This is a genomic window from Haloarcula amylolytica, assembly GCF_049705545.1.
Classification (GTDB): domain Archaea; phylum Halobacteriota; class Halobacteria; order Halobacteriales; family Haloarculaceae; genus Haloarcula; species Haloarcula amylolytica_B.
On sequence record NZ_JBNAMU010000001.1, the window covers coordinates 2,600,677 to 2,626,954 of the forward strand.

At 65.5% G+C, this 26,278-nt stretch carries 26 protein-coding genes; 14 read left to right on the forward strand and 12 right to left on the reverse strand.

Annotated features, from left to right (window positions below):
- Positions 1 to 122 precede the first annotated feature (122 nt).
- The 4 genes from ACOZ4H_RS13555 to ACOZ4H_RS13570 all read right to left on the reverse strand — a co-directional run bounded on the left by ACOZ4H_RS13555 (position 123) and on the right by ACOZ4H_RS13570 (position 4,181).
- A complete protein-coding gene (locus tag ACOZ4H_RS13555) occupies positions 123 to 536 on the reverse strand; it encodes a CBS domain-containing protein (RefSeq protein ID WP_424329777.1) in 414 nt (137 codons plus the stop codon).
- Between the two features lie 472 nt (positions 537 to 1,008).
- Positions 1,009 to 2,463 (reverse strand): proline--tRNA ligase, encoded by a 1,455-nt coding sequence (proS, locus tag ACOZ4H_RS13560; protein ID WP_424329778.1) that lies wholly within the window; start codon positions 2,461 to 2,463, stop codon positions 1,009 to 1,011.
- Between the two features lie 113 nt (positions 2,464 to 2,576).
- Entirely contained in the window at positions 2,577 to 3,362 is a 786-nt protein-coding gene (locus ACOZ4H_RS13565; protein ID WP_424329779.1) for an SAM hydrolase/SAM-dependent halogenase family protein, read from the reverse strand.
- Between the two features lie 96 nt (positions 3,363 to 3,458).
- Entirely contained in the window at positions 3,459 to 4,181 is a 723-nt protein-coding gene (locus tag ACOZ4H_RS13570) for a hypothetical protein (protein ID WP_424329780.1), read from the reverse strand.
- 81 nt (positions 4,182 to 4,262) lie between these two features.
- Between ACOZ4H_RS13570 and ACOZ4H_RS13575 the strand changes: the two genes are divergently transcribed.
- The 3 genes from ACOZ4H_RS13575 (at position 4,263) to ACOZ4H_RS13585 (ending at position 6,444) form a co-directional block, all read left to right on the forward strand.
- Complete coding sequence (locus tag ACOZ4H_RS13575) at positions 4,263 to 4,598, forward strand: DUF7471 family protein (protein ID WP_424329781.1); 336 nt, start codon at positions 4,263 to 4,265, stop codon at positions 4,596 to 4,598.
- The gene (locus ACOZ4H_RS13580; protein ID WP_424329782.1) at positions 4,595 to 5,098 is read left to right on the forward strand and encodes a winged helix-turn-helix transcriptional regulator; all 504 of its coding nucleotides are present in this window, start codon (positions 4,595 to 4,597) and stop codon (positions 5,096 to 5,098) included. Before ACOZ4H_RS13575 ends, ACOZ4H_RS13580 begins: the two co-directional genes overlap by 4 nt.
- An 80-nt stretch (positions 5,099 to 5,178) precedes the next feature.
- Entirely contained in the window at positions 5,179 to 6,444 is a 1,266-nt protein-coding gene (locus ACOZ4H_RS13585; protein WP_424329783.1) for a DUF7405 family protein, read from the forward strand.
- Positions 6,445 to 6,457: 13 nt separating this feature from the next.
- Here ACOZ4H_RS13585 and ACOZ4H_RS13590 read toward each other — a convergent pair whose 3' ends face one another.
- A complete protein-coding gene (locus ACOZ4H_RS13590; RefSeq protein ID WP_424329784.1) occupies positions 6,458 to 6,940 on the reverse strand; it encodes a hypothetical protein in 483 nt (160 codons plus the stop codon).
- Positions 6,941 to 7,050: 110 nt separating this feature from the next.
- On the opposite strand from ACOZ4H_RS13590, the gene ACOZ4H_RS13595 reads away from it, so the two are divergent.
- On the forward strand, positions 7,051 to 8,109 hold the full coding sequence (locus ACOZ4H_RS13595) for a DUF7350 domain-containing protein (RefSeq protein ID WP_424329785.1): 1,059 nt from the start codon (positions 7,051 to 7,053) through the stop codon (positions 8,107 to 8,109).
- Positions 8,110 to 8,148: 39 nt separating this feature from the next.
- Here ACOZ4H_RS13595 and ACOZ4H_RS13600 read toward each other — a convergent pair whose 3' ends face one another.
- The gene (locus ACOZ4H_RS13600; RefSeq protein WP_424329786.1) at positions 8,149 to 8,631 is read right to left on the reverse strand and encodes a hypothetical protein; all 483 of its coding nucleotides are present in this window, start codon (positions 8,629 to 8,631) and stop codon (positions 8,149 to 8,151) included.
- A 268-nt stretch (positions 8,632 to 8,899) separates the two neighbouring features.
- On the opposite strand from ACOZ4H_RS13600, the gene ACOZ4H_RS13605 reads away from it, so the two are divergent.
- From ACOZ4H_RS13605 to ACOZ4H_RS13615, 3 genes are all read left to right on the forward strand, one after another.
- The gene (locus tag ACOZ4H_RS13605) at positions 8,900 to 10,816 is read left to right on the forward strand and encodes a beta-CASP ribonuclease aCPSF1 (RefSeq protein WP_424329787.1); all 1,917 of its coding nucleotides are present in this window, start codon (positions 8,900 to 8,902) and stop codon (positions 10,814 to 10,816) included.
- Positions 10,817 to 10,896: 80 nt separating this feature from the next.
- Positions 10,897 to 11,052: a hypothetical protein gene (locus ACOZ4H_RS13610; RefSeq protein WP_424329788.1), complete on the forward strand. Its 156-nt coding sequence runs from the start codon at positions 10,897 to 10,899 to the stop codon at positions 11,050 to 11,052.
- A gap of 21 nt (positions 11,053 to 11,073) precedes the next feature.
- Positions 11,074 to 11,322, forward strand: a complete 249-nt coding sequence (locus ACOZ4H_RS13615; RefSeq protein ID WP_424329789.1) for a hypothetical protein — start codon at positions 11,074 to 11,076, stop codon at positions 11,320 to 11,322.
- A gap of 38 nt (positions 11,323 to 11,360) precedes the next feature.
- Here ACOZ4H_RS13615 and ACOZ4H_RS13620 read toward each other — a convergent pair whose 3' ends face one another.
- The 5 genes from ACOZ4H_RS13620 to ACOZ4H_RS13640 all read right to left on the reverse strand — a co-directional run bounded on the left by ACOZ4H_RS13620 (position 11,361) and on the right by ACOZ4H_RS13640 (position 16,322).
- The gene (locus tag ACOZ4H_RS13620; protein ID WP_424329790.1) at positions 11,361 to 11,915 is read right to left on the reverse strand and encodes a hypothetical protein; all 555 of its coding nucleotides are present in this window, start codon (positions 11,913 to 11,915) and stop codon (positions 11,361 to 11,363) included.
- The gene (locus tag ACOZ4H_RS13625) at positions 11,912 to 13,237 is read right to left on the reverse strand and encodes a divalent metal cation transporter (RefSeq protein ID WP_424329791.1); all 1,326 of its coding nucleotides are present in this window, start codon (positions 13,235 to 13,237) and stop codon (positions 11,912 to 11,914) included. Before ACOZ4H_RS13625 ends, ACOZ4H_RS13620 begins: the two co-directional genes overlap by 4 nt.
- 174 nt (positions 13,238 to 13,411) lie before the next feature.
- Positions 13,412 to 14,116: a hypothetical protein gene (locus ACOZ4H_RS13630; RefSeq protein WP_424330370.1), complete on the reverse strand. Its 705-nt coding sequence runs from the start codon at positions 14,114 to 14,116 to the stop codon at positions 13,412 to 13,414.
- Between the two features lie 60 nt (positions 14,117 to 14,176).
- Positions 14,177 to 15,289 (reverse strand): pyruvate dehydrogenase (acetyl-transferring) E1 component subunit alpha, encoded by a 1,113-nt coding sequence (gene pdhA, locus ACOZ4H_RS13635; protein WP_424329792.1) that lies wholly within the window; start codon positions 15,287 to 15,289, stop codon positions 14,177 to 14,179.
- A 376-nt stretch (positions 15,290 to 15,665) separates the two neighbouring features.
- Entirely contained in the window at positions 15,666 to 16,322 is a 657-nt protein-coding gene (locus tag ACOZ4H_RS13640) for a sugar phosphate isomerase/epimerase family protein (protein ID WP_424329793.1), read from the reverse strand.
- Positions 16,323 to 16,416: 94 nt separating this feature from the next.
- On the opposite strand from ACOZ4H_RS13640, the gene ACOZ4H_RS13645 reads away from it, so the two are divergent.
- The 6 genes from ACOZ4H_RS13645 (at position 16,417) to ACOZ4H_RS13670 (ending at position 24,616) form a co-directional block, all read left to right on the forward strand.
- A complete protein-coding gene (locus ACOZ4H_RS13645) occupies positions 16,417 to 16,806 on the forward strand; it encodes a DUF5658 family protein (RefSeq protein WP_424330371.1) in 390 nt (129 codons plus the stop codon).
- A gap of 64 nt (positions 16,807 to 16,870) precedes the next feature.
- Positions 16,871 to 17,995, forward strand: a complete 1,125-nt coding sequence (locus ACOZ4H_RS13650; protein ID WP_424329794.1) for a thiamine ABC transporter substrate-binding protein — start codon at positions 16,871 to 16,873, stop codon at positions 17,993 to 17,995.
- 12 nt (positions 17,996 to 18,007) lie between these two features.
- On the forward strand, positions 18,008 to 19,861 hold the full coding sequence (locus ACOZ4H_RS13655; protein ID WP_424329795.1) for an ABC transporter permease: 1,854 nt from the start codon (positions 18,008 to 18,010) through the stop codon (positions 19,859 to 19,861).
- Positions 19,842 to 21,002, forward strand: a complete 1,161-nt coding sequence (locus ACOZ4H_RS13660; RefSeq protein ID WP_424329796.1) for an ABC transporter ATP-binding protein — start codon at positions 19,842 to 19,844, stop codon at positions 21,000 to 21,002. The genes ACOZ4H_RS13655 and ACOZ4H_RS13660 overlap by 20 nt, the downstream gene beginning before the upstream one ends.
- A 202-nt stretch (positions 21,003 to 21,204) precedes the next feature.
- Positions 21,205 to 22,680, forward strand: coding sequence for a Na+/H+ antiporter NhaC (gene nhaC / locus ACOZ4H_RS13665; RefSeq protein ID WP_424329797.1), 1,476 nt, complete (start codon positions 21,205 to 21,207; stop codon positions 22,678 to 22,680).
- Positions 22,681 to 22,792: 112 nt separating this feature from the next.
- On the forward strand, positions 22,793 to 24,616 hold the full coding sequence (locus tag ACOZ4H_RS13670) for an L-aspartate oxidase (RefSeq protein WP_424329798.1): 1,824 nt from the start codon (positions 22,793 to 22,795) through the stop codon (positions 24,614 to 24,616).
- 36 nt (positions 24,617 to 24,652) lie between these two features.
- Here ACOZ4H_RS13670 and ACOZ4H_RS13675 read toward each other — a convergent pair whose 3' ends face one another.
- Positions 24,653 to 25,024: a hypothetical protein gene (locus ACOZ4H_RS13675; protein WP_424329799.1), complete on the reverse strand. Its 372-nt coding sequence runs from the start codon at positions 25,022 to 25,024 to the stop codon at positions 24,653 to 24,655.
- Between the two features lie 121 nt (positions 25,025 to 25,145).
- Between ACOZ4H_RS13675 and ACOZ4H_RS13680 the strand changes: the two genes are divergently transcribed.
- The gene (locus ACOZ4H_RS13680; RefSeq protein ID WP_424330372.1) at positions 25,146 to 26,273 is read left to right on the forward strand and encodes a CapA family protein; all 1,128 of its coding nucleotides are present in this window, start codon (positions 25,146 to 25,148) and stop codon (positions 26,271 to 26,273) included.
- Positions 26,274 to 26,278: the final 5 nt, after the last annotated feature.

Here is a 26,278-nt window from a genome sequence, read left to right on the forward strand (position 1 = left end):
GGTAATCCTAATGGTATTAGTGTTGTTTAACCCCACATTAAGGCATATATATTTATAACGATTGTTCGATTTGTATCATGGTTTATAAGCGGATGTCCGCAGGCTGGCGGTTCACATGGTGTTCAGCCGAGCATCGGCGCAGCCGACTGCTCGATACCCGAAACGTAGGCAGTCATGTCAGTAGTCGTTAACATTCCGACCACACCTTCCGTCTCGTCGACGACAGGGAGGTGGTGGACACCGTGGTCCAGCATCAGGGTTGCGGCCGTCTCGACGGGGTCGTTTGCCGTCACTGTAACCAGGTCCGTCGTCATGAATTCGGAAACGTCTAGGCCGGTCGTATCGCCACCCTTTGCGGCGATTTCGACGAAATCAGTCGAGGTGAGAATCCCCGACAACTCCCCGTCGGCGTCGACGACAACGACGGAACTGATGTTCTCGTCGATCATTCGTTTGGCGACCGCTTTCGCGTTCGCGTCGGCGGCAACAGTGGTTACAGGCGATGACATAATTCGTCCGACAAACACGTCGTCCATGCCAGTCGATAACATAGGGCGTGACATAACCGTGTTGGTTCCGGATATCTATCGATTCCAGTGACAGAGAAATATATAAGGTCTTAATATATTTCCTCGGCCGGTGTATGTACGCCGCCTCGTCAGACTCACTTCCGTTCCCCGGGGGCGAACTCTAACTGGTCGGTGCCGACAGGACTGCTGACCCCGCACTGATGACCAGAATGTCCGGCACAACTACGGTACCCACGACGGTATCTGTTCGCCGTTTGGCGTTTGTATGACTGTAGTCTGACGGCGATTTATATACATAGGGACAGCAGTGCTCATCGGGGGCACGGAGAAAAATGTCACACGCTCCCCGACCCCATCCTTCCTTCGGTCGGTAGTCATCTATCCCAGTCGCTTGTCTGGCGAACGTACATTAAGAGCGTCGTACAAAAAAGTCAAACAGAAGCCGATGCGGTTCCGGACCGATTGCCGGGAGCGGACCTCAGTAGCTCTTCGCGAAGTACGCCGTCTCCTCGGCGTCCTCGCCACAGATAGCGCAGTCGTCGTGAATCGGCTCTTCGTCGCGGTCAAGCGGGACCATCACGATCTCGGCCGCGATAGCGTCCTTGATCGGTTCCTCGCAGTCCTCGTCGCCACACCAGCCACACTTCACGTAGCCGCCGTGCTGACCGATGGTGCCCAGGATCTCCTCGCGGGACTCGGCCTCGCGGATTTCGCCCTCCAGCGTCTCCTCGGCGCTGGCGTACAGTTTGGCGTGGACGGTGTCGAGGTGCTCCTCGACCGTCTCGGCGATGCCCTCGCGGTCGACCGTGGCGTTCTCGCCGTCGGGGCGGTGGACGAGCGTCGCCTCGCCGTCCTCGACCTCGTGGGGACCGATTTCGACCCGGAGGGGAACGCCGTGGAGTTCGTGTTCGTTGTACTTGAAGCCGGGATTGCGGTGTTCGCGGTCATCGAGTTCGACGCGGACACCGGCCTCGTCCAGTTCGGCGGCGAGGTCAGCAGCGTAGTCGATGACCTCGTCCTTGTTCTCTTCCTGCCAGATGGGGACGACCACGACCTGATCCGGCGCGAGCGCGGGCGGGAGCACGAGCCCCTGGTCGTCGGAGTGAGTCATGATGAGCGCGCCCATCGCGCGCCAGGACAGCCCCCAGGAGGTCGTGTGGGCCGTGTTCTCCTCCTCGTCGGCGTCGGCATAGGTGATGTCGAACGCCTCACCGAACGAGGTCCCGAGGTAGTGGGAGGTGGCGGCCTGCACAGTCTTGCCGTCCGGCATCAGCGTCTCGATAGTCGTCGTGGTGTGTGCTCCGGGGAACTTGTCGTGGGGCGGCTTCCGTCCCTTCAGCGGCGGCATCGCCATGACCTCCTCGTAGAGGCGGGCGTACTGGTCGAGACGTGTCATCGTCTCCTCCCACGCGCCGTCCTCGTCTGCGTGGGCAGTGTGGCCCTCCTGCCAGAGGAACTCCTTGGTGCGGAAAAACGGCTTCGTCTCGGTGGCCTCCCACCGGACGACCGAACACCACTGGTTCAGCCGCATCGGGAGGTCCCGGTGCGAGCGGGTCCACTGGGCCATGAACGGCGCGATGATGGACTCGCTGGTGGGCCGGACGGCGAGGCGCTCTTCGAGTTCCTCGTGGCCGCCGTGGGTCACCCACGCGACCTCGGGGTCGAACCCCTCGACGACGTCTTTCTCCTTCTCCAGATAGCTCTCGGGGATGAACAGCGGGAAGTAGGCGTTCTGGACGCCGGTGTCCTTGAACCAGCCGTCGAGGTTGTTCTGGATTCGCTCCCAGATGGCGTAGCCACGTGGGCGCGTGACGATGAACCCGCCCATGGGGGCGTAGTCCGCGAGGCCGGCCTTCTGGACGACCTCGGCGTACCACTCGCCGGGTGAATGCTCCTTGCTCTCGGTGATGCCGAGTTCCTGCTCGCCACTCATTAGGTGTGTCGTGGCCCACGGCGCTAATAAACTCCCCGAAGGGTGGTGGGACTGGCGCGCCGATCGGACAAGTTCTGCGTCGTGTTCCACGGCACCGGGCCCATCGGTCGGTCTCAGGCCCGCATCGCTCGAATGCTGAGTTCGTCGCCGGGCTCCGGATTACCGAAGGCCGCCGCCGCGGACCCGCCGCGAAGGAACAGCTCCTGATACGGATCGCCGCCACCTGCCGACCCCGGGACGATAGCGAGGGACCCCTCCGGAACGTCCGATACAGCAGCCCTGACAACGACCTCACGGGACTCACCGTTGAGTTCGACAGCGACTGTGTCACTCCCCGGTTCGAACTCAGAGTTCCGGATAGAGGTCTTGACGTTCCCGTACCCGTCGACGTGACAGACCACGGAGTCGGGCGGGGCCGGCACGTCGTCGAGGGACCGCTCCGCACCGAGCGACGAGCGGTTCCCGTTCGCGATCTCGGCGACCCGACGCGGGAACACGTCCCGCGAGCGGAACTGGCCGGTGTCCGCCGGGAGCTCGATTTCGCGGAAGACCGTCGCACGGTCGGCGATAAACGAGAGGTTGTGGCCCGCGTCGACGGCGACGACGGGGACGCCGTTGTCCAGTTCGAGATAGCACAGGGGGCCGCCTGTGTCCGCCCGCTCAGGCGTTGACTCCGTGGTCCGTGGCGCGGTGTTCGAGTAAATCAGCAGGTCGTCGAACGGGGGGTTGTGGACGCCGAGCTGTGCGATCCAGAACCCGGTAGCGACCGTCGAGAACGGCTGGACTTCGGTCGACTGAACGGAGATGGTCGGGTCTGCGGCGGTGAGTCGGTGGACGACCTCTGAAAAGGCCGGGTCGGCCGGGCCGTAGTCCGCGATGAGATGGACGAACGTGCTCATGTAAGGCTCCGGTCGCTACCACGTCGGTGACCCTGTATAATCTTGCGCCTTGGTAACAGAGCAAGCGTCGTCGAACGCACTCGGCGACGCCGACACTCAGGCACCGATGGTCGTCAGCGAGGCGATGGAGTCGGCAACGCGGCGTTCCATCCCCGTCCCGGTGAATCCCGGTGCGGGGTCGACAGCCTGCGCGTAGAACTCCGATTCGCTCTCGACGAACTCGACGCAGAGTGCCCGCGCACCGAAGCGGTCCAGCAACTCCCGGACGCGGGCCGCAAGCGTCACCTGGACGGTTTCCTCGCTGATGACGTGGTCCAGTCCGGTGACTTCCGACCGGACCTGAATCGCTCGTAGATGGGTTTCGCGGCCGTCGTTGACGGCGAAGTACTTGTACTCGACCGGCTCCTCCCGAACACAGGCCTGGTAGAAATCGCCCTCGTCGCTGTCGGCCGGCACACCGTCCCAGGAGTAGCGGGTCCGAGCGATGTAGTCGCAGTCGGGCTTTTCGAACCAGATGGTCGGTACCTGACAGCCGACCTGTTCCAGCCCGTGAAGGGCGACGAGTCGGCAGGACAGCGCCGTCGTCGGCAGGAACCCGTTCCACGTTTCGACCCCGACTCTGTCGGCGTAGCGAAGGGCGCTGAACGATTCCGGCCGGAGCGTTGTGTTGACGAGCGCGGCCAGGTCGTCGATATCGGCTTCTGACACCGGGTTTCCGGGGCGGAGGAACTGGACGTCGAACCCCCGAGCGGAGAGCCGTTCTGCGACGGCACCGAACACCGGATGCTCTGGCTCGCAGATGAAGCCGATGCAGTCCATACCGCCACGTCTCAGCGGTCCGATAAAAAAGTCGCGCAAAACCGAACGACTGAGGGGTATTGGCTTCGAACCGAGACTGTGATGAAACTACCCAGTGTGGGTGGTTATTTCGGCGGCGAGACTTGGGACATCGCCGCCGTCGTCGTCCTCTCTGCCGTGGCCGTGGCAGTCCTGTGTGGACTCGCCGTAACCGCCTACCGACAGCGCAGGACGCGTCCGTATCTGTTGATTGCTCTGGCACTCACTGCGCTGTTCGCCCGGCCACTCATCGCGCTGCTGTCCGGGTTCTCACTGGTATCAGCACCGACACACCATTTCCTCGAACACGCGCTCGATACCCTCTTTGTCGTCCTCGTCCTCGGCGCAGTGTACTACGCCCGGACGATCGAGAAACGCCTCGACGAGGAGGGACTATGAGCGACACCAGAGCCCGCATCTACCGGCACATCGAGTCCCATCCGGGCGTTCACTTTCGGGAACTAACCCGGGCGCTGGACCTCGCAACGGGACAGGTGCAGTACCACCTGGCCCGACTTGACCGCATTACCAGCGAGTCGGTCAACGGACGTACGCACTACTACACGGCGTCGTTCGGCCCCTGGGAGCGCCACGCCATCGCCTTCCTCCGGCGAGAGACGGCGAGAGATATCCTCGTTACGCTCATAGGGCGCGGGGCGGCCCGCCCCAGCGAGGTGACCGACCACCTCGATATCGCCCGGAGCACGCTCGAACACCACCTCGATGGCCTGGTCAAATACGATATCGTCGAAAAACGCCGAGACAAGGGACGGGTGACGCTGGCGCTCTGTCGGCCTGACCTGACGGTCGAACTGCTCGCGGCGGTCGATCCCACAGTCCCGGACCGACTATCGGACCGGTTCACCCGCTTACTCGATCAGCTTTTCGAGAGCGGGTAGCACGACGACCGTACGGCGGAGCCACCGCTTTCGAGTCCCGTACCACAACCCAATTGCACGGGCAGTCCCTAGGGCGGGTGATGACTGAACGCGGGATCTCCCGACGCGAGTTCGCCAAGAGCGCCGTCGCCATCGGCGGCACCGCGGCGCTGGCCGCCTGTCTCGACCGCGGGTCGGGGACGGTGCCCGAGGGGACCGACGACCCCTCGTCGCTGCCGGAGCGCCAGCACGCCTGGAACGAGGTGCTGGCGACTGACGACGCGGGGAACCACCGCCTGTCGCGCCATCACGTCCTTCTGCTGCTGGATTACACCGCCGACGGGACGCCGACCGATGCCGACCGCGAGCAGGTCGAGACGGCGCTTCGAGACCTCGAACAGGCCTACGAGTGGAGCAACGAGGGGCTGCTGTTCACGCTCGGGTACAGCCCGGCCTACTTCGACCGCTTCGAGTCGGACCCGGCCGGTGTCGAGCTGCCCGACCCGGCGGCGCTCGCTCCCTTCGAGGACCCCGAGCTCGACACGCCCGACGCCCTGCTGCACCTCGCCAGCGACGACGAGCGGGTCGTTATCGAGGCCGAAGAAGCGCTGAAAGGCAATCGAGAGGCCGCGAACGACCACGAGATGACTACAACTTTCGAGGGCGTCCTGCGCGAGGCGGAGCGCCGGACGGGATTCGTCGGGGCCGGCCTCCCCGCCGAGCACCAGGATGCGGACGGGATTCCGGATTCCGAGCCGGTCCCCGAGGAGGCCCCGCTGTTCATGGGGTTCAAATCCGGGTTCGAGGGCAATCAGGCGTCCGAGGACCGCGTGACGGTCGACTCGGGGCCGTTCGCCGGCGGCGCGACCCAGCACCTCTCGAAAATCCGGCTGCAACTCCAGCAGTGGTACGAACAGGACTCCCGGGACCAGCGCGTCTCGAAGATGTTCTGTCCGGCCCACGCCGCCGAAGACAAGGTCGAGGGAGTCGGCGAGAACCTCGGCACAGACAGCGGTATCGACGAGTGTCCCGAGGACGTGGTCGACAGCGGCCGCCGAGAGGGTGTCGTCGGCCACTCGCAGAAGCTCTCACGCGCCAGGGACGACGACTCGCCGTTGCTCCTCCGCCGCGATTTCGACTCGACCGACGGCGGCGAGGCGAGCGTCCACTTCCTCTCGCTACAGCGGTCTATCGCCGACTTCGTCGAGACGAAACAGGCGATGAACGGGACCGACGTGGCCGAGGACTCCGCCGTTGGTCAGCGGGTGAACAACGGCATCCTCCAGTACATGACGGTCAGACGACGCGGGAACTACCTGCTCCCGCCGCGCTCGCTACGGGCGCTCCCGCCGGCCGACCCAGCCTGAGTCGATCCGGATGTCAGGACACCGAGTCGCGGTTCTCGACTGACTCACGAGCGAGGGCGTCAGCGCTGACGCTGTAGCGGTACGACTGGGTGAAGTAGTCGAATATCGGGCCTTCCGTCGCCGTTGAGCCGGCCGGCGGGTCAGTCGTCGAAGACCCCGTGCACGTGACGACGGCATCGTACCCCCACGACCGCTCGGTAACGTTGTCGACGCGGCAGCCGAGGGTCATCTCGGTGTGTTCGCCCTGCCACAGACCGTTGTAGACACTCCGGTACTGGTACTCGAACACGAACTCACGGACTGAGGACTCGTTCAGTGTCGCGGGCCGGTCGGGCGGGTCCTTCGGACCGTCTCGGAACTCGACGGTCCCCGTTGGGGGCGGAGCGGTCGTCGCTGCTTCTTCCGGGGCCGGTGACCCCGGCGACGGCGCACCGAAACAGCCTGCGGTTAGGACGACGAAACAGAGGACCGCAATGCGGGCAATTGTGGAGGGCACGGCCGGAACTGCACCGGCCGATGGCAAGTCTCTTGTGCCGTTTAGGTCTCGCCGCGACATTCGGCTATCGTACCAGAACGGTCTTTCAGATGAGGTTCCAAAGGCGGTCCATGAATCGCCGACAGTTCCTCGCCAGTGCCGGCCTCGCCGGCACGACGGTCCTGGCGGGGTGTGGCTCTCTGAGTTCCCAGTCGACGCGCGCACCCCCGCTGGTCGAGAACCGCCCCGACGCCACGTACCGCCCCACCCACGCCGAGGAGATGGGGATGGCCGGGATGGCGCAGGCGGGCGACTATATGATCGGGCTGAGCTACTCTTTTCCCCACCGCTTCTGGACGGTAACCGGGACGACAGCCGAGAAGGTCGATATCCGGAGCGAGGACAGCATCCACCTGATGGCGACCATCTGGGACCCCGAGACCGAGATGGTGCTCCCGGTTTCTGCCGGCCTCTCGATCACCATCGAGCGCGACGGCGAGACGGTCGCCGACAAGTCCCCGTGGCCGATGATATCCCAGAACATGGGCTTTCACTACGGCGACAACTACGCCCTCGACGGGGACGGCGTCTACCAGCTCTCGGTCCGCGTCAACGGAATGGGCGAACGCCGACTGGGGGCCTTCGACGGGCGGTTCGGCGAGGCCGGCGAGGCCACGGTCGAATTTGATTTCGCACAGAGCACCCGCGACCAGCTCTCCTTCGAGGAGTTCCCGGACTCACAGGGCGAACGCGCGGCGGTCGACCTGATGAACATGGACATGATGCCGACCTCGCAGGTCCCCGAAGTGTCGTCTCTGCCCGGGACAGTTCTCGGGACGGACAAGGGAAGTGACGGCGTGTATGCCGTCACGTGGCTCCGGGACGCTGCGTTCCTTGCCGACGGTGAGTCGTATCTGGCCGTCTCGGCTCGGACGCCGTACAACCGCGTTCCCCTCCCGATGATGTCCCTCGACGGGAGCGTTGAGGCCGACAGCGAGCAGGTGTTCGATGACGCGCTGACCGCTGGGGTCCATCCCGAACTCGGGTATCATTACGGCGCAATCGTCGAGACAACAGCCCAAGAGCCGTCTGTCGGTGTCGAAGTCGTTGCCCCGCCACAGGTGTCCCGCCACGAGGGGTACGAGACGGCATTCCTGACAACGCCCTCGTTCTCGTTTTCCGGGGGTTGACCGCCTCGGACAGTCGTTCGGTTGCGAGAGGACCACGGCTCACTCCACGGCGAACGGACTCTCCGTCTGTTGCCACGGCCAGCCTGGAGCCCGCGTCTGGACCCCGGCCGCGAGCGCGGCGTCGAGGTCGTCAGCGCCGGCCGACTCCGTATCGTCCCCGTGGGTCCGAACGTCCGCGACGTGGAAGGTGGCCTCCGCGAGCAGCCGAAGCGGTTGCTCACCGGCGATCATGGCTGCCAACTCGCGGCCGAGGAGTTCGTCGACGATGAAACCCGGGTAATCGCCTGTAACGTCCAACTCTCGGAGCAGACGGACCAGCGCGGCGACGTTGACCGCACGGTCGCCGTCGGCGAACACCTCGTCGATGGCGGCCGTATAGGCGTCGTCTGTGAGCGCCTCGACGTCAACGTCGAACTGGGACCCGAGATGGGCTCGCGTTTCGTTTACCAGCGGGACGACGTCGCCACGACGGTCCAGTACCCATTCGTACTCTTCGCGGACTGTGTCCGGCGTCAGTCGCATGGCGGTGTCTCACACGGAGTGCGTTTACCGCTTGTGGGCACACAGCACGTGACTGCGGTCCGGCCCCTGACCTCCGTATTGCGAAGGCTTTTATAACACGAGGGGAATACTGAGAAATAGAGGACGGTTTTCCGGACATCTCTCCACGTCCGGAGGCAACTCACCGATAACTGATGACTTTATTAGAGAGCGTACATCCCGCGGCACCAGGTCGGCCCGCACCAGCCGTGGACGGCCCCGCTACCGGGATGACACCCCGTTTTGAGCTATGAGCACTGTAGACAAGCAACTCGAAGACGTGAAGGCAACGATCGACGACGAAGTCCCGCGCCGTATTTCCGTCTCGGATGTCACGTACGAGGGACCGGAACTCGTCATATACACGCGGGACCCGAAGGAGTTCGCCGCGAACAGCGATCTCGTTCGCCGGCTCGCGTCGAAACTCCGCAAACGTATCACGGTCCGCCCGGACCCGGACGTGCTGGCCCCGCCAGCCGAGGCCGAAGAGGCGATTCGAGAGATCATCCCCGAGGAAGCCGGCGTCATGGACCTGAACTTCCACACTGACACCGGCGAAGTCGTCGTCCAGGCCCAGAAGCCCGGCGTCGTCATCGGACGGCGCGGCTCGACCCTTCGTGACATCACGCAAGAGGTCGGGTGGACGCCCGAAGTCGTTCGAACGCCCCCCATCGAATCCTCGACAGTCGAGAACGTCCGGAACTTCCTCAAACAGGAACGCGAGGACCGCCGGGACATCCTCGAACGCGTCGGCCGGCAGATCCACCGCGAGCCGATGTCCGACGACGAGTACGTCCGCATCACGACGCTGGGCTGCTGCCGAGAGGTCGGCCGCGCCGCATTCATCCTCTCGACGCCGGACACCCGAATCCTCATCGACTGTGGCAACAAGCCCGGCTCGAACGGCGAAACGCCGTATCTGGACATTCCGGAGGCGTTCGGGGCCGGGACCAACGGTATCGACGCCGTCGTCCTGACCCACGCACATCTGGACCACTCCGCGCTGGTCCCGCTGCTGTTCGAGTACGGTTACGACGGCCCCATCTACTGTACCGAGCCGACTCGGGACCTGATGGGCCTGCTGACGCTCGATTATCTTGACACTGCGGCGGACGACGGCCGGACCCCGCCGTACGACTCCGAGATGGTCCGCGAGGCGATCAAACACACCATCCCACTGGAGTACGGCGACGTGACCGACATCGCGCCGGATATCAAGCTGACGCTGCACAACGCCGGCCACATCCTCGGCTCGTCGGTGTGTCACTTCCACGTCGGCGACGGCCTGTACAACGTCGCCTTCTCCGGCGACATCCACTACGACGACACGCGCCTGTTCGACGGCGCGGTCAACGACTTCCCGCGGGTGGAGACGCTCGTGCTGGAGTCAACCTACGGCGGCCGCAACGACTACCAGACCGACCAGGAAGACTCGGAGCGAAAACTCAAGCAGATCGTTCAGAACGCCTACGACCGCGACGGGAAGATCCTCATTCCGACCTTCGCCGTCGGGCGGTCACAGGAGCTCATGCTCGTTCTCGAAGAGGCGATGCGGAACGGCGACATCCCCGAGATGCCGGTCCACCTCGACGGGATGATCTGGGAGGCGACGGCCGTTCACACGACCTACCCCGAGTATCTCCGCGACGGTCTGCAGGACCGTATCTTCGACGAAGACCAGAACCCGTTCCTGGCCGACCAGTTCAACCCCATCGACGGCGGCGACGAGGAGCGACAGGAGATCGCCGACGGCGATTCCTGTATCATCCTCTCGACCTCCGGGATGCTCACCGGCGGGCCGGTCATGTCCTGGCTCGAACAACTCGGCCCCGACCCGGATTCGACGCTCACCTTCGTCGGCTATCAGGCGCAGGGAACGCTCGGCAATCGCATCCAGCGCGGCATAGACGAGGTACCCGTTGGCGGCAGCGGACGCAGCGAGAAAGTCCCACTGGAGATGACCGTCGAGACGGTCGACGGCTTCTCCGGGCACGCCGACCGACAGGGGCTGGAAAACTTCGTGAAGACGATGAACCCCCGGCCCGAGAAAGTCCTCTGTGTGCACGGCGACGAATCCGCGACACAGGACCTCTCCTCGTCGCTGTACCACGACCAGAACATCCGGACCTTCGCGCCGGAGAACCTCGAAACGTTCCGCTTCCGCTGAGCCAGTTGCTGTTCCCGGTTCATTCTCACTCCCCGATAGCCGGACGAACCTCTATACGGCAGGCGGGTGAACCACCGCGTATGGACATCATCCAGTATCTCGACGAACTCGAACCGGTCGGGATGGTACTCATCGGGCTCGTGCTATTCATCATCCCTGAGCCCGCGACCTCGACGCTCGGGGTCGGCCTGATGGTGCTCGGCGGCGCATGGTGGTTCTACGAGTGGAACCGGTAAGACGAGAGCACAGCAGTATCTATGAATCACGACCGCATTCACGCACAGGAGCCGTCACACCACCGCGACCGATGGACAGTCGGCACAATCGCTGAGATAGCGGAGAAGGACGGCCACTGTACCGTCACTGTTGAGAACGAGTCCGGCGAGCCGACTGAACTCGTCGTTACCATGGCCATTCGCGACCTGTTCGTCAGTCGGCTGGACATCGGCGACGACGAAGATCCGGTCGGCGAGCGCGTCTGGTTCCGGAAACGCGGCGGGTCGTAGCCAGCCGCTGACGCGTCCGGTCACCGTTCGACGGGACGCTACGACAGATCGACGATCCGGTCGGCCCAGCGCCGGAGTCTATCGAGCGCGTCCCGTTCGGCCCGGGACACCGGATTATCGACGCCCAGTTCGTCGCTGTCGAAGGCGTTGAGGACAGCCACGTCCGCCCGGTCGCAGTATCCAGTGAGCAGGCTAACCGCAGCGGGGTCATGCTGGAACGGAATCGTCGCGTCGTTGACGAACACCGCCCGGGGATTCTCCGGGAGCGCGTCAATCTGTCGCTCGGCACGGCGGGCGTTTTCCCGGGCAAGCGCGACCGCCTGATCGTCTGTCTCGCTTTCAGCGCGCGGCGCACTGGCGTCGATCCGGCCGACCCAGACCGCCTCCGGCACGGTGATGAATCGGTCAAGGCGACCGCCCAAGATAGTCCCATCCTGTTCGAGTTCGGGCGCGAAGTCGAGCACGACGACGCCCTCGGTGCCCTCGCGGTCGAGCCAGGCCTCTATGGCGGCAGCGGTCGTCCGCGTCTTGCCGGCGTTGGAGGGACCCGTAACGAGCGTCGACCCCGAGAGGGGGAACTGGAGGCCACTCACGCGAGGAGTTCCTCCCGGAGGAACTTCCCGCCGAGGCCGGCCATAGCGAGGCCGAGGACGACGGCGAACGCCAACACGAACCCGGAGAGCGGCCCGATGCCGCCGCCGAGCTGTTCGACGACGAAGTTCCCGGCGAGCCCGCCCGAGACAGCGACGAGCGCCAGCCCGCCGACGTTGGCCAGCGTCGAGTTCGACTCCGGAACCGCGTCGGAGTTCAGGAGGTAGAGGACGAGAGCGATGACGAACGGGGTGCCGACGGTGCCGAGCGCGAGCACGAGGACGAGCTGGCCGAGCACGTTCCCGCCGATGAACGCACCGGGCGCGGAGAGCAGCGCGACGGCGACGAGCAGCCCGCGGTAGCGGCTGTCCTCGATAGTAGTGCCCCAGCCGAGCTTGTCGGCGAGCAGGAACGGCGGGACGATGGTGTTTCCGCCGAGCGTCGACACGGCCGCGCCCCAGAGGCCGAGCAGGAACAGCCAGCGGGCGCTGTCGCCGACCAGCGGGCCCAGCGCCTCCGCGGCGCCGACCGTCGTGAGGTCGCCGGAAGTGAGCACGCTCGCCGTCACCAGGAAGATAGCGAGGCTGTAGATGCCAAACGCCACCAGCATCGACGCCCCGACGTCGACCGTCGCGAGGTCGTAGTCCTCGCGGGTCCAGCCCCGGGCCCGCATCGTGTAGGAGTGCATCGTGATGAGCGTGATGTGGACCGCGCCGCCGAGGATGCCAGCCGCGACCAGCGCGCTCCCGGACGGGACGGACGGGACCAGTCCGGTCGCCGCCGCGCCGGCGTCTATTGGCACGACGAACAGGCTGGCGACGAACGCGACGACGACCAGCAGCACGAGAACTTTCGCGGCGAGTTCGAGGAACCGGTAGCCGCCGCCCGCCAATCCCGCCGCGAGGATGAGCGCCCAGGCGACGCCCCAGATGCGCGCGTCGATACCGGTCACCGTCGCCGAGACCGTGGCGACGGTCTTCATGATGACGAGCTGTGCGACGCCGGCCGCAAGCACCGCGTCGCCGACCAGCAGCCACGCCCACGCGTCGCCGAGGTGCTCCTCGACGACGGCGACGATGCCCCGTTCGGTCAGCAGTCCCAGCCGCATCGCGAGGTACTGGGCCAGCGCCCCCGCCCCCGCGGAGAGGACGACGACCCACAGGAGGCTGTAGCCGAACGCACCGCCCGCGGTGACGAGGCTGGCAATCGTCGCCGGACCGGCGGCGATTGCGCCAGCGATCCAGGACGGCCCCATCGCTTCCACGTAATCACTGATTGTGCCTTTGCTAACAGCCGAACTGTCGACGGTTTCGGTCGAACTCATACCTCCGGCTTGGGTGAGGCCCCCTGAAAACCCTGCCGACATATTGTTCGGTGGTATTCTACGGTAATTCGACTTCAGTAAAGCGATTATGCGAAAATGACAGCGCTGGCCGAATTGACACACTACACGCTCACCGAGCGGAACGCTACCGAGAGCAGGACAGACTGCTCCGACTCAGATCTCGACGGTTCCGAGGTCCGATTCCAGTTCGTCGACGTGGTCGTTGTACGCGTCGACGAAATCCGCGAACTGCGGGGCGTACTCGCGGATGTCGGCTGCCGAGGGTGGTTCGTACTGCGAGAGCAGATAGAGCCCGTTGCTCCCGCCGACCCGGAGATACGACGCCCCGTCAGTGTCCCATTTCAGTTCCCACCGCGTCCCACCGATTCGTTCGGTGAAGGTCCCGTAGTCGCCACCCTCGTAGCGCTGGAGTTCCCGCGCGATCCGGTCACAGATCTCGCGGATGCGGCCGAGGACGCGGTCGCGCTCGGCAACGACGCCGTCGGTCGTCGCGATTTCCGGGAACTCCGTCGACACGTCGTCGAGAACGCCGTCGAGCGACGCGACGTAGTCGTTGAACCCCTCGACGAAGGCGTCGTAGTCGGCGAGCGCGACGGCCAGTGGCTCCGGCTCCGGCGGCTGTTTGGTCGAGATGACGTACGTGTCCGAACCGCGCGACGGCGAGAACCGGAGGTACTCCAGGTCGCCGCCCTCGTACTTGACGGTCCACTCGCCGCGGTCGGTCTCGATGTCCGCCTGCCCGTAGTCGCCCCCCTCCAGCCGGGCGAGCTGGTAGGCGACCTGTCCGGCGTGGTCACGGACCGCTGCGACCAGTTCGTCACGCTGCTGTGCAACGGCCGTTGCGTCGGCGGGGTCCACCGGTGTCCACTCTGTCACAGTGGACGGAAGCGGCGGGACGACAATAACAGGCTCGGTCGGCTACTCGGACTCCAGCAAGGCGTCGTCGCCGTGGCGCTCTCGGAGTGCCTCGAAGTACTCGCGCTGCTCGTCGATGTTCTGCGTTGACTCGGCATACACGTCGGCGAAGAGGTCCGTCGGGTCGGCGGCGTGGGCCTCCGCGTTGTCGATGATCTCACCGAGGCGCTCGCTGATGGTGGCGTCCATCACGTCGATCTTCTCGTCGTCCAGCAGATCACAGTTCCGGAGAAACGCTTCCATGCGGTCCAGCGGGTCGCGTTCGCGCCACTGCTCGACCTCCGCCTCGTCCCGGTACACGTCCGGGTCGTCGGCGGTCGTGTGCGCACCGAAGCGGTACTGGACGGCTTCGACGAAGATGGGCTCCTGCTCCCCGCCGTCGGCTCCCACGGCCCGCTCCCGTGCGGCCTCGGTGACGGTGTAGGTCGCCAGCGGGTCCATCCCGTCGACCTGGACGCCGTCGAAGCCGTACGCGTCGGCCTTCTGCGCCAGCGTCTGGCTGGCGGTCTGGCGCTCCCGGGGCACGGAGATGGCCCACTGGTTGTTGTTACAGAAGAACACCGTCGGCGTCTCGAACACGCCGGCGAAGTTCATCGCCTCGTGGAAGTCCCCCTCGCTGGTGGCCCCGTCGCCGAAGTGGACGACGCCCGCCCGGTCGTCGCCCTTTCGCTTTGCCGCCCACGACCACCCGACGGCGTGGGGGAGGTGCGCGCCGATAGAGATGTTCAGCGGGAACACGTTCACGTCGCCGATAGCGGCGTTGCCCGCTTCGTGGCCCATCCAGTAGAGGACGTACTCCCAGGGGAGCCCGCGGGCGACGAGCGCGCCGTGTTCCCGGTACTGATAGAAGATGGTGTCCTCGTCGGCCAGCGCGTACGTCGACCCGACCTGCGCCCCCTCCTGGCCTGCCAGCGACGAGTAGGTCCCGAGCCGACCCTGGCGCTGGAGACTTATCATCCGCTCGTCGAACTGCCGCGCAAAGCGCATATCGCGGTACATCGACACCAGCGCCTCGTCGGACAGGTCCGGGATGAGGTCCGGGTCGACGATTTCACCGTCTGAATCGAGCGCCTGAATCCGGTCGTCGGGTGCCCGATTGAGAACGTCATGTGACATGTCGTACCACCACGCTCGAAGCGAACGAGCAAAAAGCTGTGTCAGTTTCGGTCGGTGGTGTTTAGTTTAGCAGTGACGACTGCAGAGAGCCAGAAAGCCCTCGCGTTCTCAGCTCCCGCGGCTCGTTGCGCTCCAGTGGGTGCTTACTTCGCCGGGGTTCGCTGAGAACGCGACCCCTTTCAGTCCCACCCAGCATAGCTTTCCCAACCGGCTCGGGTGGGATTGAAAGGGGCGGCTGGCTGAACGACGGCGGACGACGCAAGCACTGCAACGAACGTAGTGAGTGAAGCGCGCAGCGAGGCCCCCGAGTTCAGCCAGCCGGGGCTTTCTGGCTGTTCGTAACTTCTATTCACTCACTAAACACTGCCTTTTGATTTCAGTCGAGCCACTCCAGCACGCGCCGACGGGCGTCGGCCTGGTCGTCGGGCATCACTTCGAGGACGACGGCCCCGTCGAAGTGGGTATCGAGAACGTCGGCAGTCCGTTCGAGCGGGATGTCGCCATCGCCGAACGCCAGCCCGTCCGCCAGTACTGTGCCGTCGGTGAAGTGAACGACCCGAATCTGGTCGCCGTAGTCCCTCAGGAGGGTTGTCAGCGAATCCAGATACGCTGGCTCGGACATGAACAGGTGGGCCGTATCGAGCACCAGGTCGTGGCCGCGGTCGAGCACCAGATTCGCCAGCGAGAACTGGCTCGCGCCGGGATTGTTCTCGTACCCGCAGGGGGCGGCGAAGTCGTAGCTGTCCAGCAGGGCGGTGTGCGTGTGCTGGGCGTACTGGCTGTGGACCACCAGATAGGCGTCGAGTCGCTCGGCAAGCGCCTCGCTCTGATGGAACGGCTCCGGGTCGTCCGGGCGGGCGTGAAGCGTGTGAACCGACGCCGCGGAGACGGGTGACTGTTCGACTCGCGCCGCTGTAGCCGCTACGTCGTCGAGGTCCGGCGGTCGGAGATGGAGTTCCACGCTGTCGAAGCCCCGGTCGGCCGCGGCGTCGAGCTCGGCCGGGCTCGGCGGGCACTTGCCGACGAGATTCATTATAGGGAGATTCCACGACGGCAAAAATAAAACAGTCCCTTCGCCGACGCGGCTGGCCCGAGTGTTCATGCCGTTGCCGTCCAACATGTCGATGATGCCCGGTAAAGCGAGCGCAGAGGCAGACGAGAGTGAGATGACACGCTGGCGAGGGCACCAGCTGTCGCCCACCCATGCGGTGCTCTGGACCGTCATCCTCGTCGCAACAGTCGGGGACATCCTCCTGACGATGACCGGGATCACGGTCGGCCTGCAGGAAGGGAACGTCGTCGTCAGCGCGATGCTTGCGGAGTTCGGACTGGCGGGCCTCTGGCTGGTGAAGTTCGGGGCGATGCTGTGGCTGGTCGCCGGGTGGCGACTGCTCTCCGAGCGCAACGCGACGGTATTCCTCGCCCTGTTCGCCGTGGTGACGCTCGCAGTCGTTGTCTACAACTCCGTCACCATCCTGCAGTACCGCGGGGTAATAACGGTTGTTGCGGTGCTTTGAGGCGCTGATGCGGTAGGATTCAGGAACACCGGGGTTAAGTACCACTGGGTGTGACCACGGAGTAATGGATAGACGTTCCTTCCTGACAGCGGCCGGCGCGACGGTATCCGTCTCGTTTGCCGGCTGTGCCGGGCTGGGCGACAGCGACGGGGCGAGCACCGAGGCGTCGAGCACGGACGAGTCAACCGCCTCGGGGACGAGTACCGGCGATACCGGCGGTGCCGACGAGACGCTCGTCGTCGGGACCTACAGCGCGTTCGTCGACTCACCATCGACGAGTCCGGGCGCGTGGGTGAAACAGCGCTTCGAAGAGGAGTTCGACGCCCGCCTCGTCTGGCAGACGCCGAGCAACGAGGTCAACCACTACATCGAGCGCCGGAACGCCGGCGTCGACATCGAGGCGGATATGTACCTCGGGCTGAACACGGACCACCTCGTCCGAGTCGACGAGACCCTCGACGACGGGCTGTTCGCCGAGGTCGGTGACGTGGCCGGCCAGGACGACATCAAACCGGGCCTGCAGTTCGACCCCGACGGCCGGGCGATCCCCTACGACACCGGCTACATCAGTCTGGTGTTCGACGGCACGGAGACCACAGCGCCGGAGACCTTCGACGGCCTGCTGGCCGAGGAACACGCCGGCGACCTCATCACGCAGAACCCCGCCAGTTCGGCTACCGGCCGGGCGTTCCTGCTGCACACGGTCAAGCAGTTCGGCCCGGACGGCTATCTGGACTACTGGAGCGACCTGCAAGAGAACGACGTTCGGGTACTCGGTTCGTGGAGTGACGCTTACAGCGCCTGGTCGGGCGGCGAAGCCCCGATGGTGGTCTCCTACTCAACCGATCAGGTGTTCGCGGACCAGAACGACGCCAACCTGGAGGAACACCAGATTCGCTTCCTGAACGACCAGGGCTACGCCAATCCCGAGGGGATGGCGGTCTTCGACGGAGCGGATACCCCCGACCTCGCCCGGGAGTTCATGAGCTTCCTGCTGCGCCCGGAGATTCAGGGCGAAATCGCCGTCCGGAACGTCCAGTTCCCGGCAACCGAATCCGCCGAACTTCCAGAGGACTACGCCGAACTGGCTCAGGAGCCCCCGGAGCCGGTCACCTTTGGCTATGACGAACTGAAGGGCTCCGTCTCGGGCTGGATCTCCGACTGGGAACGGCAGTTCGCCTCGAACTAACGACGACCGACTGTGGCCCGAGATTCAGACGGCGGTGCCGATGGTGGCGGCGGGGGGTCGACAGGGACAGCGAACAGTCCGTCCCGCGAGCGGGGCCGGACCGTCCGCAACACTATCGAGCGTCGGGCAATCGTCGGGCTCGCGGTCGCAACTATCGCCCTCTTGCTTGGCATCTTCTACTACCCGGTGGCGACGGTGTTCATCGACAGCGTCCTCGTCGACGGCCGCTTGACGGGCCGGGTGTTCGTCTCGATACTGCGGGACCCGTTCTACCTCGGAGAGCCGGCGCGGTTGCTCGCCGGCGAACCCATAGCGAGCGTCATCGAGGACGCACTGTCGCCGGACCGGCGGCTGGGCGTCATCGGCTTCACGACGTATCAGGCGGCTCTCTCGACCGTCGCCAGCGTCGCTCTCGGCCTGCCGGCGGCGTATCTGCTGGCCCGGTTCGAGTTCCCGGGACGGCGGACGCTCCGGTCGCTGACGATTCTCCCGTTCGTTCTCCCGTCAATAATGGTCGGCGTCGGTTTCGTCGCCACGTTCGGCCGGAACGGGACGCTCAACGCCGTGCTCGGCGCGCTCGGTCTGGGACAGGTCAATCTCCTGTTCACGCTGGAGGCGGTCATCGTCGCTCACGCGTTCTACAACGCCCCGCTCGTGGCACGGGTGACCACCGCCGCCTGGGAGTCCGTCGACGCCAGCGCGGTCGAGACGGCGCGGAGCCTCGGCGCGAGCCCCTTCCGGGCGTTCCGGGACGTGGTCGCCCCGCAACTGTACCCGTCGGTGCTGATGGGCGCGGCACTGACGTTCGTGTTCACCTTCAGCACGTTCCCCATCGTCCTCGCGCTGGGCGGCTTCCAGTTGGCGACCGTCGAGGTGTTCGTCTACCGGCTCATCCGCGACCTGGAGTACGCCGAGGCGGCCGCCCTCGCGCTGATTGAACTCGGTATCTCGCTGGGGCTGCTGTACGCGTATCTCCGGTACGAGGCCAAACACACCGTCCGGTCGCGGGGGATTCGACCGCTCCCACGGCGGCCGCTGACACCGCCGTCGTTCTCGGTCCGTGAACTGCTCCCACGGATGGGGCTCGCCGTCTACGCCGTCGTCGCGCTGGCGGTGTTCGTCGCGCCGATAGCGAGCATGATTCTCGCCAGCCTCAGCGGGCCGGAGGGACTGACGCTGGCGAACTATCAGTTCCTCATCGACCGCCAGACGACCGGCGCGTCGTTCCAGGTCCAGCCGTGGGATGCTGTCCGGAACTCGCTGCTGTTCGGCGTCGCCTCGCTCGCCGTCGCGCTGCCGATGGGCGTCGTCGTGGCCGTCCTCACGACTCGGGACTACCGAGGCCGGAAGGTCGTCGACGCCGTCGCGATGGCCCCGCTCGCCGTATCGGGCATCGTCGTCGGCCTCGGCCTGCTCCGGGGCCTCGTCTTCGGTGTCGAGGTGGGTGGCTCCCGCATCGCCGTCGGCGGCGGCTTCGCCATCATCGCCGCCCACGCTGTCGCGGGCTACCCGTTCGTGGTTCGGACGGTCGCGCCCGGCCTCGAAGGTATCGACCACAGGCTCGTCGAATCTGCCCGCGCACTCGGCGCGCCGCGAGCCAGAGCGCTTCTCGACATCGAACTTCCGCTCGTGTGGCCGGCCGTCGTCGCCGGGGCCGCCTTCGCGTTCGCCATCTCTATCGGGGAGTTCTCGGCGACGATTGTCCTCGCCTCGGGAACGAACCAGTTCACGATGCCCATCGCCATCGAGCGGTTCATCGGCCGCCGGCTCGGTCCCGCGACAGCGATGGGCGTCGTCCTGCTCGTGGTCACCAGCGCGAGCTTCCTGCTCATCGACCGGCTGGGGGGTGACGACGTTGGGTTCTGAGCGGTCGCCACCGGCCGGAGCCGACGCGGACCCTGCCGCTCCGCCAGCCGTCGAACTCGACGGCGTCACCAGACGCTACGGCGAGACGACCGCCGTCGAGGACCTGTCGCTCTCCGTTCAGGAAGGCGAGTTCTTCACGCTGGTCGGTCCCTCCGGCTGCGGGAAGACGACGACGCTCCGGCTCGTCGCCGGCTTCGAGAAATCCACGCAGGGCGAAGTCCGGTTCGGCGGCGAGTCCGTCACCGGCGTCCCGCCGGAGGACCGCGACGTGGGCGTCGTCTTCCAGAACTACGCGCTGTTCCCGCACATGACCGTCGGGGAGAACGTCGCCTACGGCCTCTCGTTCACCGACCCGCCGGGCGGCGGCAGCGACGAGGAACGGGTTCGCAAACTGCTGGAACTGGTGGACCTCGACGGTATGCAGGACCGGGACCCAGACACGCTTTCCGGCGGCCAGCAACAGCGGGTGGCGATGGCCCGCGCGCTGGCCCCCGGCCCCGACGTACTCCTGCTCGACGAGCCGATGAGCGCCCTCGATGCGAAGCTCCGGGAACGGTTGCGTGTGCAGGTCCGCGAGATTCAGCAGGAACTGGGCATTACGACGATTTACGTCACCCACGATCAGGAAGAAGCGCTGGCAGTGTCGGACCGCGTGGCGGTCATGCGCGACGGGACGCCGGAACAGGTCGCGCCGCCGCGGACCATCTACCGCGAGCCGGCGACAGCGTTCGTCGCCACCTTCGTCGGTGACAACAACGTTCTCAGCGGCGAGGTGACGGCGGTACGGTCGCTTGCTGACTCCGGCGGCTCCGGTGCTGAGAGCGGACAATCCATCGCAGACGTGACGGTCGACAGTACGACGGTCTCAGTGGCCCTGAACGGCGACAGCGGCCCGAAGTCCGCTGTCTCGTCCGGAGACCGGCTCACGTTCTGTGTGCGGCCGGAGCGGCTTACTGTCGATGCCGACCGAAACGCGCTGACGGCGACGGTCACGAGCGCGGAGTTCCTCGGGGAAACAACGCGCGTTCATCTCGACTGGGAGGGCCGAGAACTCCTGTTACGAGCCGAAGACCCGCCGACTGGCACCGTGACGGTCGGCTTCGACCCGGCGGACGCACACATTGTCGACAGACGGCCGTAAGCTACCAATCCCCACGCCCACGCCGGAATGGAGCCAGTTTTAACCCACCTGTGGTTATCGCCGATGTAAATATGACACGCGGGGCCGTCGCAGGTGGTCGGCAGAGGCGTATCGGAGCGTGTCGACGGGGCTGGCAGGAATACCCAGTTTCAAACCAAAGCCGTGTCGGAGTCCGGCCGGCTGGGCGCGACGGGGTGCGGTAATGGTCGAGTTCGAACCCCGGCTGTTCGACGATATCGATCCGGCTGAGCGGCCGTCGCTGGGTGCCGCCCTCGTGCCAATCGCGGGGATGATCGCGTTCCTCAGCGTGGGTCTCATCGCTTTCGATCTGGACCCACAGTTCCCCCTGTTCTGGGGGATTGCCTTCACCGGCCTGTTCGCACGGTATCACCTCGGGCTGTCGTGGGCGGAACTGTACGACGGCATTGCCAGCAGCCTGCTCATGGGCATGCGGGTAATTCTCATTATGTTCACCGTCTATGCGCTCATCGCGTCGTGGATTCAGGCGGGCACGATTCCCAGCCTGATGTACTTCGGTTTAGAGCTATTCACGCCGACAGTGTTTCTCCCGGTGGCGGCCATCCTCTCCGCGATAATCTCTTTCGCCGTCGGCTCGTCCTGGACGACGGCCGGGACGCTCGGGGTGGCGCTCATCGGTATCGGTTCGGGACTAGGTATTTCGGAACCGATGACCGCCGGTGCCATCCTCAGCGGGGCCTACACGGGAGACAAGCAGTCCCCGCTCTCGGATACGACGAACCTGGCCGCCGCAGTGACAGACACGGACCTGTACGACCATATCAACGCGATGCGGGCCGGCACGCTCGCCGCGTTCGCGATTGCAGTCCTCCTGTACGCCGGGCTCGGTCTGCGGGCCGCTGGAGCTATTCCTGCGGACCGTGTTGCGTCCATCCAGACAGCAATCGAGAGCACGTACGTCGTCTCGCCGCTCGTGTTTCTGCCGGTCGTTGTGACCTTTGGACTTGCGCTGCGTGGCATCCCTGCACTGCCCACGCTCGGTACGGGCGTCTTCGCGGGCGTCGCGACTTCGATGCTCGTGCAGGGAACCGGATTCGGTGCTGCCTGGTCGGCAGCACAGTCCGGGACAGCCCCGGAGACAGGCATGGAGCTCGTGAACGGACTCTTAGAGAGCGGGGGGCTGACCGGCGGCGCGTGGATCGTGACGATTGCGATTGCCGCGCTCGCGCTGGGCGGATTGCTCGAACGTGCTGGCGTGCTCGCGGTGCTCTCCTACCATCTCGGGCGACTCTGCCACAACGTCGCGAGCCTGACGGGCGTGACCGCTGTGTCCGCTGTCTCGATGAACATCCTCGCGGCGGAACAGTACGTGAGTATCGTTGTGCCGGGGATGACGCTCGGGAATCTCTACAACGAACAGGGACTCAAGAGTCAGAACCTCTCCCGGGCCATCGAAGCGTCGGGAACGACGACGAGCGCGCTCATCCCGTGGAGCAGCGGCGGGCTGTTCATGGCCGGAACGCTCGGCGTCCCGACACTGGAGTACGCACCGTACTACTTCTTCGGCTTTCTCTCACCGCTCGTGCTTCTGTTCATGGGGGTCACCGGCTGGCAGATCGTCTATGCCGACCGAACCGACGCCGAAAGCACACCCGGACAGTCCGGTAGTGCCGGGTCGGTGACAGCAGGCGAGGACTGATTCGCCTTGTGCTGCCAGCAGTCGTGAATGTGTGATCGTGGCTGAACGCTGGCGGTGGTCGCGTGCGCGTGCGCGCGAAGCCCTGATAAGTCCACAGCCCCTACATTAGATGATGACACCACAGAAGCCATCCGCTGACGGCGAGCAGGCTGCCGACGGTCGGGCGACCGACGTAGGCCCGGCGGTCGACTACGAGACGGTGTCGGTACCAGTGCTGGTCGTCGGCGCTGGCGCTGCCGGGGCGCGGGTCGCTATCGGACTCGCCGAGAACGGTGTCGAGCCGCTGGTCATCGGCAAGCGGGATCACGGCGACGCACACACGACGTGGGCCGCCGGCGGCATCAACGCCTCGCTGGGGTCGCTCGACCCCGAGGACGACTGGACGATTCACGCCGCCGATACGCTGGACGAAGGCCACTTCATCAACGACCCGGAAGCGGTCGAGCTGACGGCCAAACATATGCCCGACCGCATCCGGGAACTCGACGATTGGGGGATGGCGTTCGACCGCACTGAGGACGGCAAGATCAATCAGCGGTACTTCGGCGCGCAGTCGTTCCGCCGGACCTGCTTCGTCGGCGACCGCACGGGCGAGGCGATGCTCGATACGCTCGTCGACAGGGCCCAGTCGCTCGAAATTCCCTACCGCGACAACGTGATGATCACGCGGCTGCTCTCGGACGGCGACCGCGTCTACGGGGCGGCCGGCTATGACATGGAGAGCGGCGAGTTCATTCTCTTCGAGTCGGACCACGTCGTCCTGGCGGCGGGTGGCTCCTCCGCGCTGTATAACCGCCACTCCTCGCGCGACGAGGAGAACAACGGCGACGGCCCGGCGCTGGCGCTCGAAGCCGGCGCGTCGCTGATGGACATGGAGTTCGTCCAGTTCCACCCGACGGGGATGGTCGGCGACCGCTACGGCGAGGACTGGGACGGCCGCCTCGTCACCGAGGCGGTCCGCGGCGAGGGCGGTCGGCTGCTCAACGCCGATGGCGAGCGGTTCATGGAGGAGTACTCGCCGGACCAGATGGAACTCGACGCGCGCGACGTGGTGGCCCGTGCCATCGCACAGGAACTCCGCGAGGGCCGTGGGACCGAGAACGGCGGCGTCTATCTGGACATTTCCCACCGCGACGACGACTACATCAAATCGCGGCTGCCGCGGATGTACGAGCGGTTCATGGACCTCGGCGTCGACATCACGGAGGAACCGATGGAAGTCGCGCCGACCGCCCACTACTCGATGGGCGGCGTCGACATCGACTTCGATACCGGGGAAACCGGCGTCAGTGGGCTCTACGCTGTCGGCGAGACGGTCGCAGGCGTCCACGGCGCGAATCGGCTCGGCGGGAACTCGTTGGCGGAGACGGTCGCCATCGGCGCGCTCGTCGGCGACCACGTCGCGGCGCAGGTGACAGGCGACGACCGTGACGACGCCCTGCCGGCTGGCCAGCGTGCCATCGCCGAGCGCGAGTTCCGGTCGCTGCAGGAACTGGCGGCGTCGGACGGAGACGAGACGCCCGAAGGGCTACTCGCGGACCTCGGCGACCTGCTGTGGGAGCACGCCGGTATTCTCCGTAACGGCGAATCACTGTCGGACGGCCTCGCCGCGCTCAATGCCCTTCGTGAACGGACTGGGGACATCGGTATTGACGGCGACCGGACCAGCCTGTCGTTCGAACTCGCCGTCGATCTGTTCTTCAGCCTCACGGTCGCCGAGGCCCTGCTGCTGAGCGCACACAAGCGCGACGAGTCCCGCGGCGCGCACTACCGCACCGACGCGCCCAGCGTGGACCCCGAGTGGCGGCGGAATATCCTCGTAGACCGCGGCGATACCGGGCTCGAACTGACGACTCGCGGCGTCGCCGAACCGAGCGACGAAGTCAGCGAGGCGGTCGACGTCGGCTACGAACTCGACTATCACCACCTCGAATAGAGCGGTCCACCCCACAGTCCGCCTGCGGTTGCTCTTTTAATCTCGATAGGCGCAGTGGAAGCCGGCGACCTGCTGGTAGAACGTCGGAATCACGTCCGTTCGAAGGTCCACGTCAGGGTCGTCTTCGAACTCCTGGCGCGTGAACTCCCGAGCGTCTTCGATAGCTGCTTCGACATGGGGCGGGACGCCAGGTTCGTCAATCGTGCCGATGTAGGCCCAGATGAACGCCGTCTCCAGCGTGTCGAAAAACTCCGGGGTCGGTTCGAACATGGGTTCGCCGTCTGCCGCGATCCGGTTGTACGTCCGGCTGATGAGGACGCTGCCGTCGTCGAGGCCGTGGTCGGCGAAAGACTCCGTGGTCGTACACTCTTCTTCCCCGTCGTAGTCCCGTGTGGTGTCGCTTGACATACCTGGATAGAGGGTTGATAACTAAAAGTAACCGTCCGGAGTGTGTCTCGATACGACACACTCTGGGAGGGTTTTTATGCCACCGAAATTCAAGACGGTCCCCGTCGATGGTTTATGCACTGTGGCACCGACCCGCCGAACCGTCCTCGCCAGCGGCGGCCCCGCACTCGGGAGCCTCACCGCCGTTTCGGGGTGTCTAGGTGCCGACGACGACGCGGACGTGTCGTGTCCGCCGTCTGTCCCAACGGACGCGTCGCTGCGCATCGGGTTCGTCGGTGATGTGATGTTGGGCCGGAGCGTCGACGAGCGCTGGCGCGATGACCCCGACGGAGCCACCGCTGTTTGGGGGTCGATGCGCAACCGACTCCAGTCGCTCGATGGCCTGGTGGCGAACCTCGAATGCTGCCTCTCAGACCGCGGCGAACCACGGCCTGGCCGGACATTCCACTTCCGAGCGACTCCCCGTTGGGCCGTGGCCGCGCTGGACCGCGCTGGCGTCTCCTGTGCCGGACTGGCGAACAACCACCTGTTCGATTTCGGACCGGCGGCACTCACGGATACGCCGGCCCACCTCGCCGACGGTGGAATCGCCTCAGTCGGAGCTGGCGTCGATAGAGAGACAGCGTTCGAGCCGGCGTTCGTCGAAATCGACGGACTCTCGATCGCCGTCGTCGCCGTCACTGACCAGTCACCCAGCTACGCCGCCGACGGCGACAGCCCCGGCACGGCCTACACGCCGCTGGACCCGAACCACCCGCTGACTCGCCGCCGCGTCGGGGGCGCGCTGGCGGCGGCCCGCGACGCCGACCCCGACCTGCTCGTCGTCACCGCCCACTGGGGGCCGAACTGGGTGACCGAACCGGGCGAGACACAGCAGGCGTTCGCCCGCTGGCTGGTGGACAACGGGGCCGACGTGGTCCACGGCCACAGCGCCCACGTCATCCAGGGCATCGAGGTGTACCGTGGTCGCCCCATCTTGTACGACACCGGTAATTTCGTCGACGACTACGCGGTCAAGGACGGCTACCGCAACGACCGGAGCTTCCTGTTCGAACTCCGAATCGAGGACGGGCGGCTGGCCGCGCTCGAACTCACACCGGTCGAGAACGCGTACGTACAGGTCGGACGCGCCGACGAAGCGGTGGCGAAGTGGCTCCGAGAGACGCTTCGGGAGCGCTCTCGGCCCTTCGGAACGGCTATCGAGCGTGATGGCCTCGGACTCCGGATCCCGCTGTCGTGTCCGGAATAGCATCC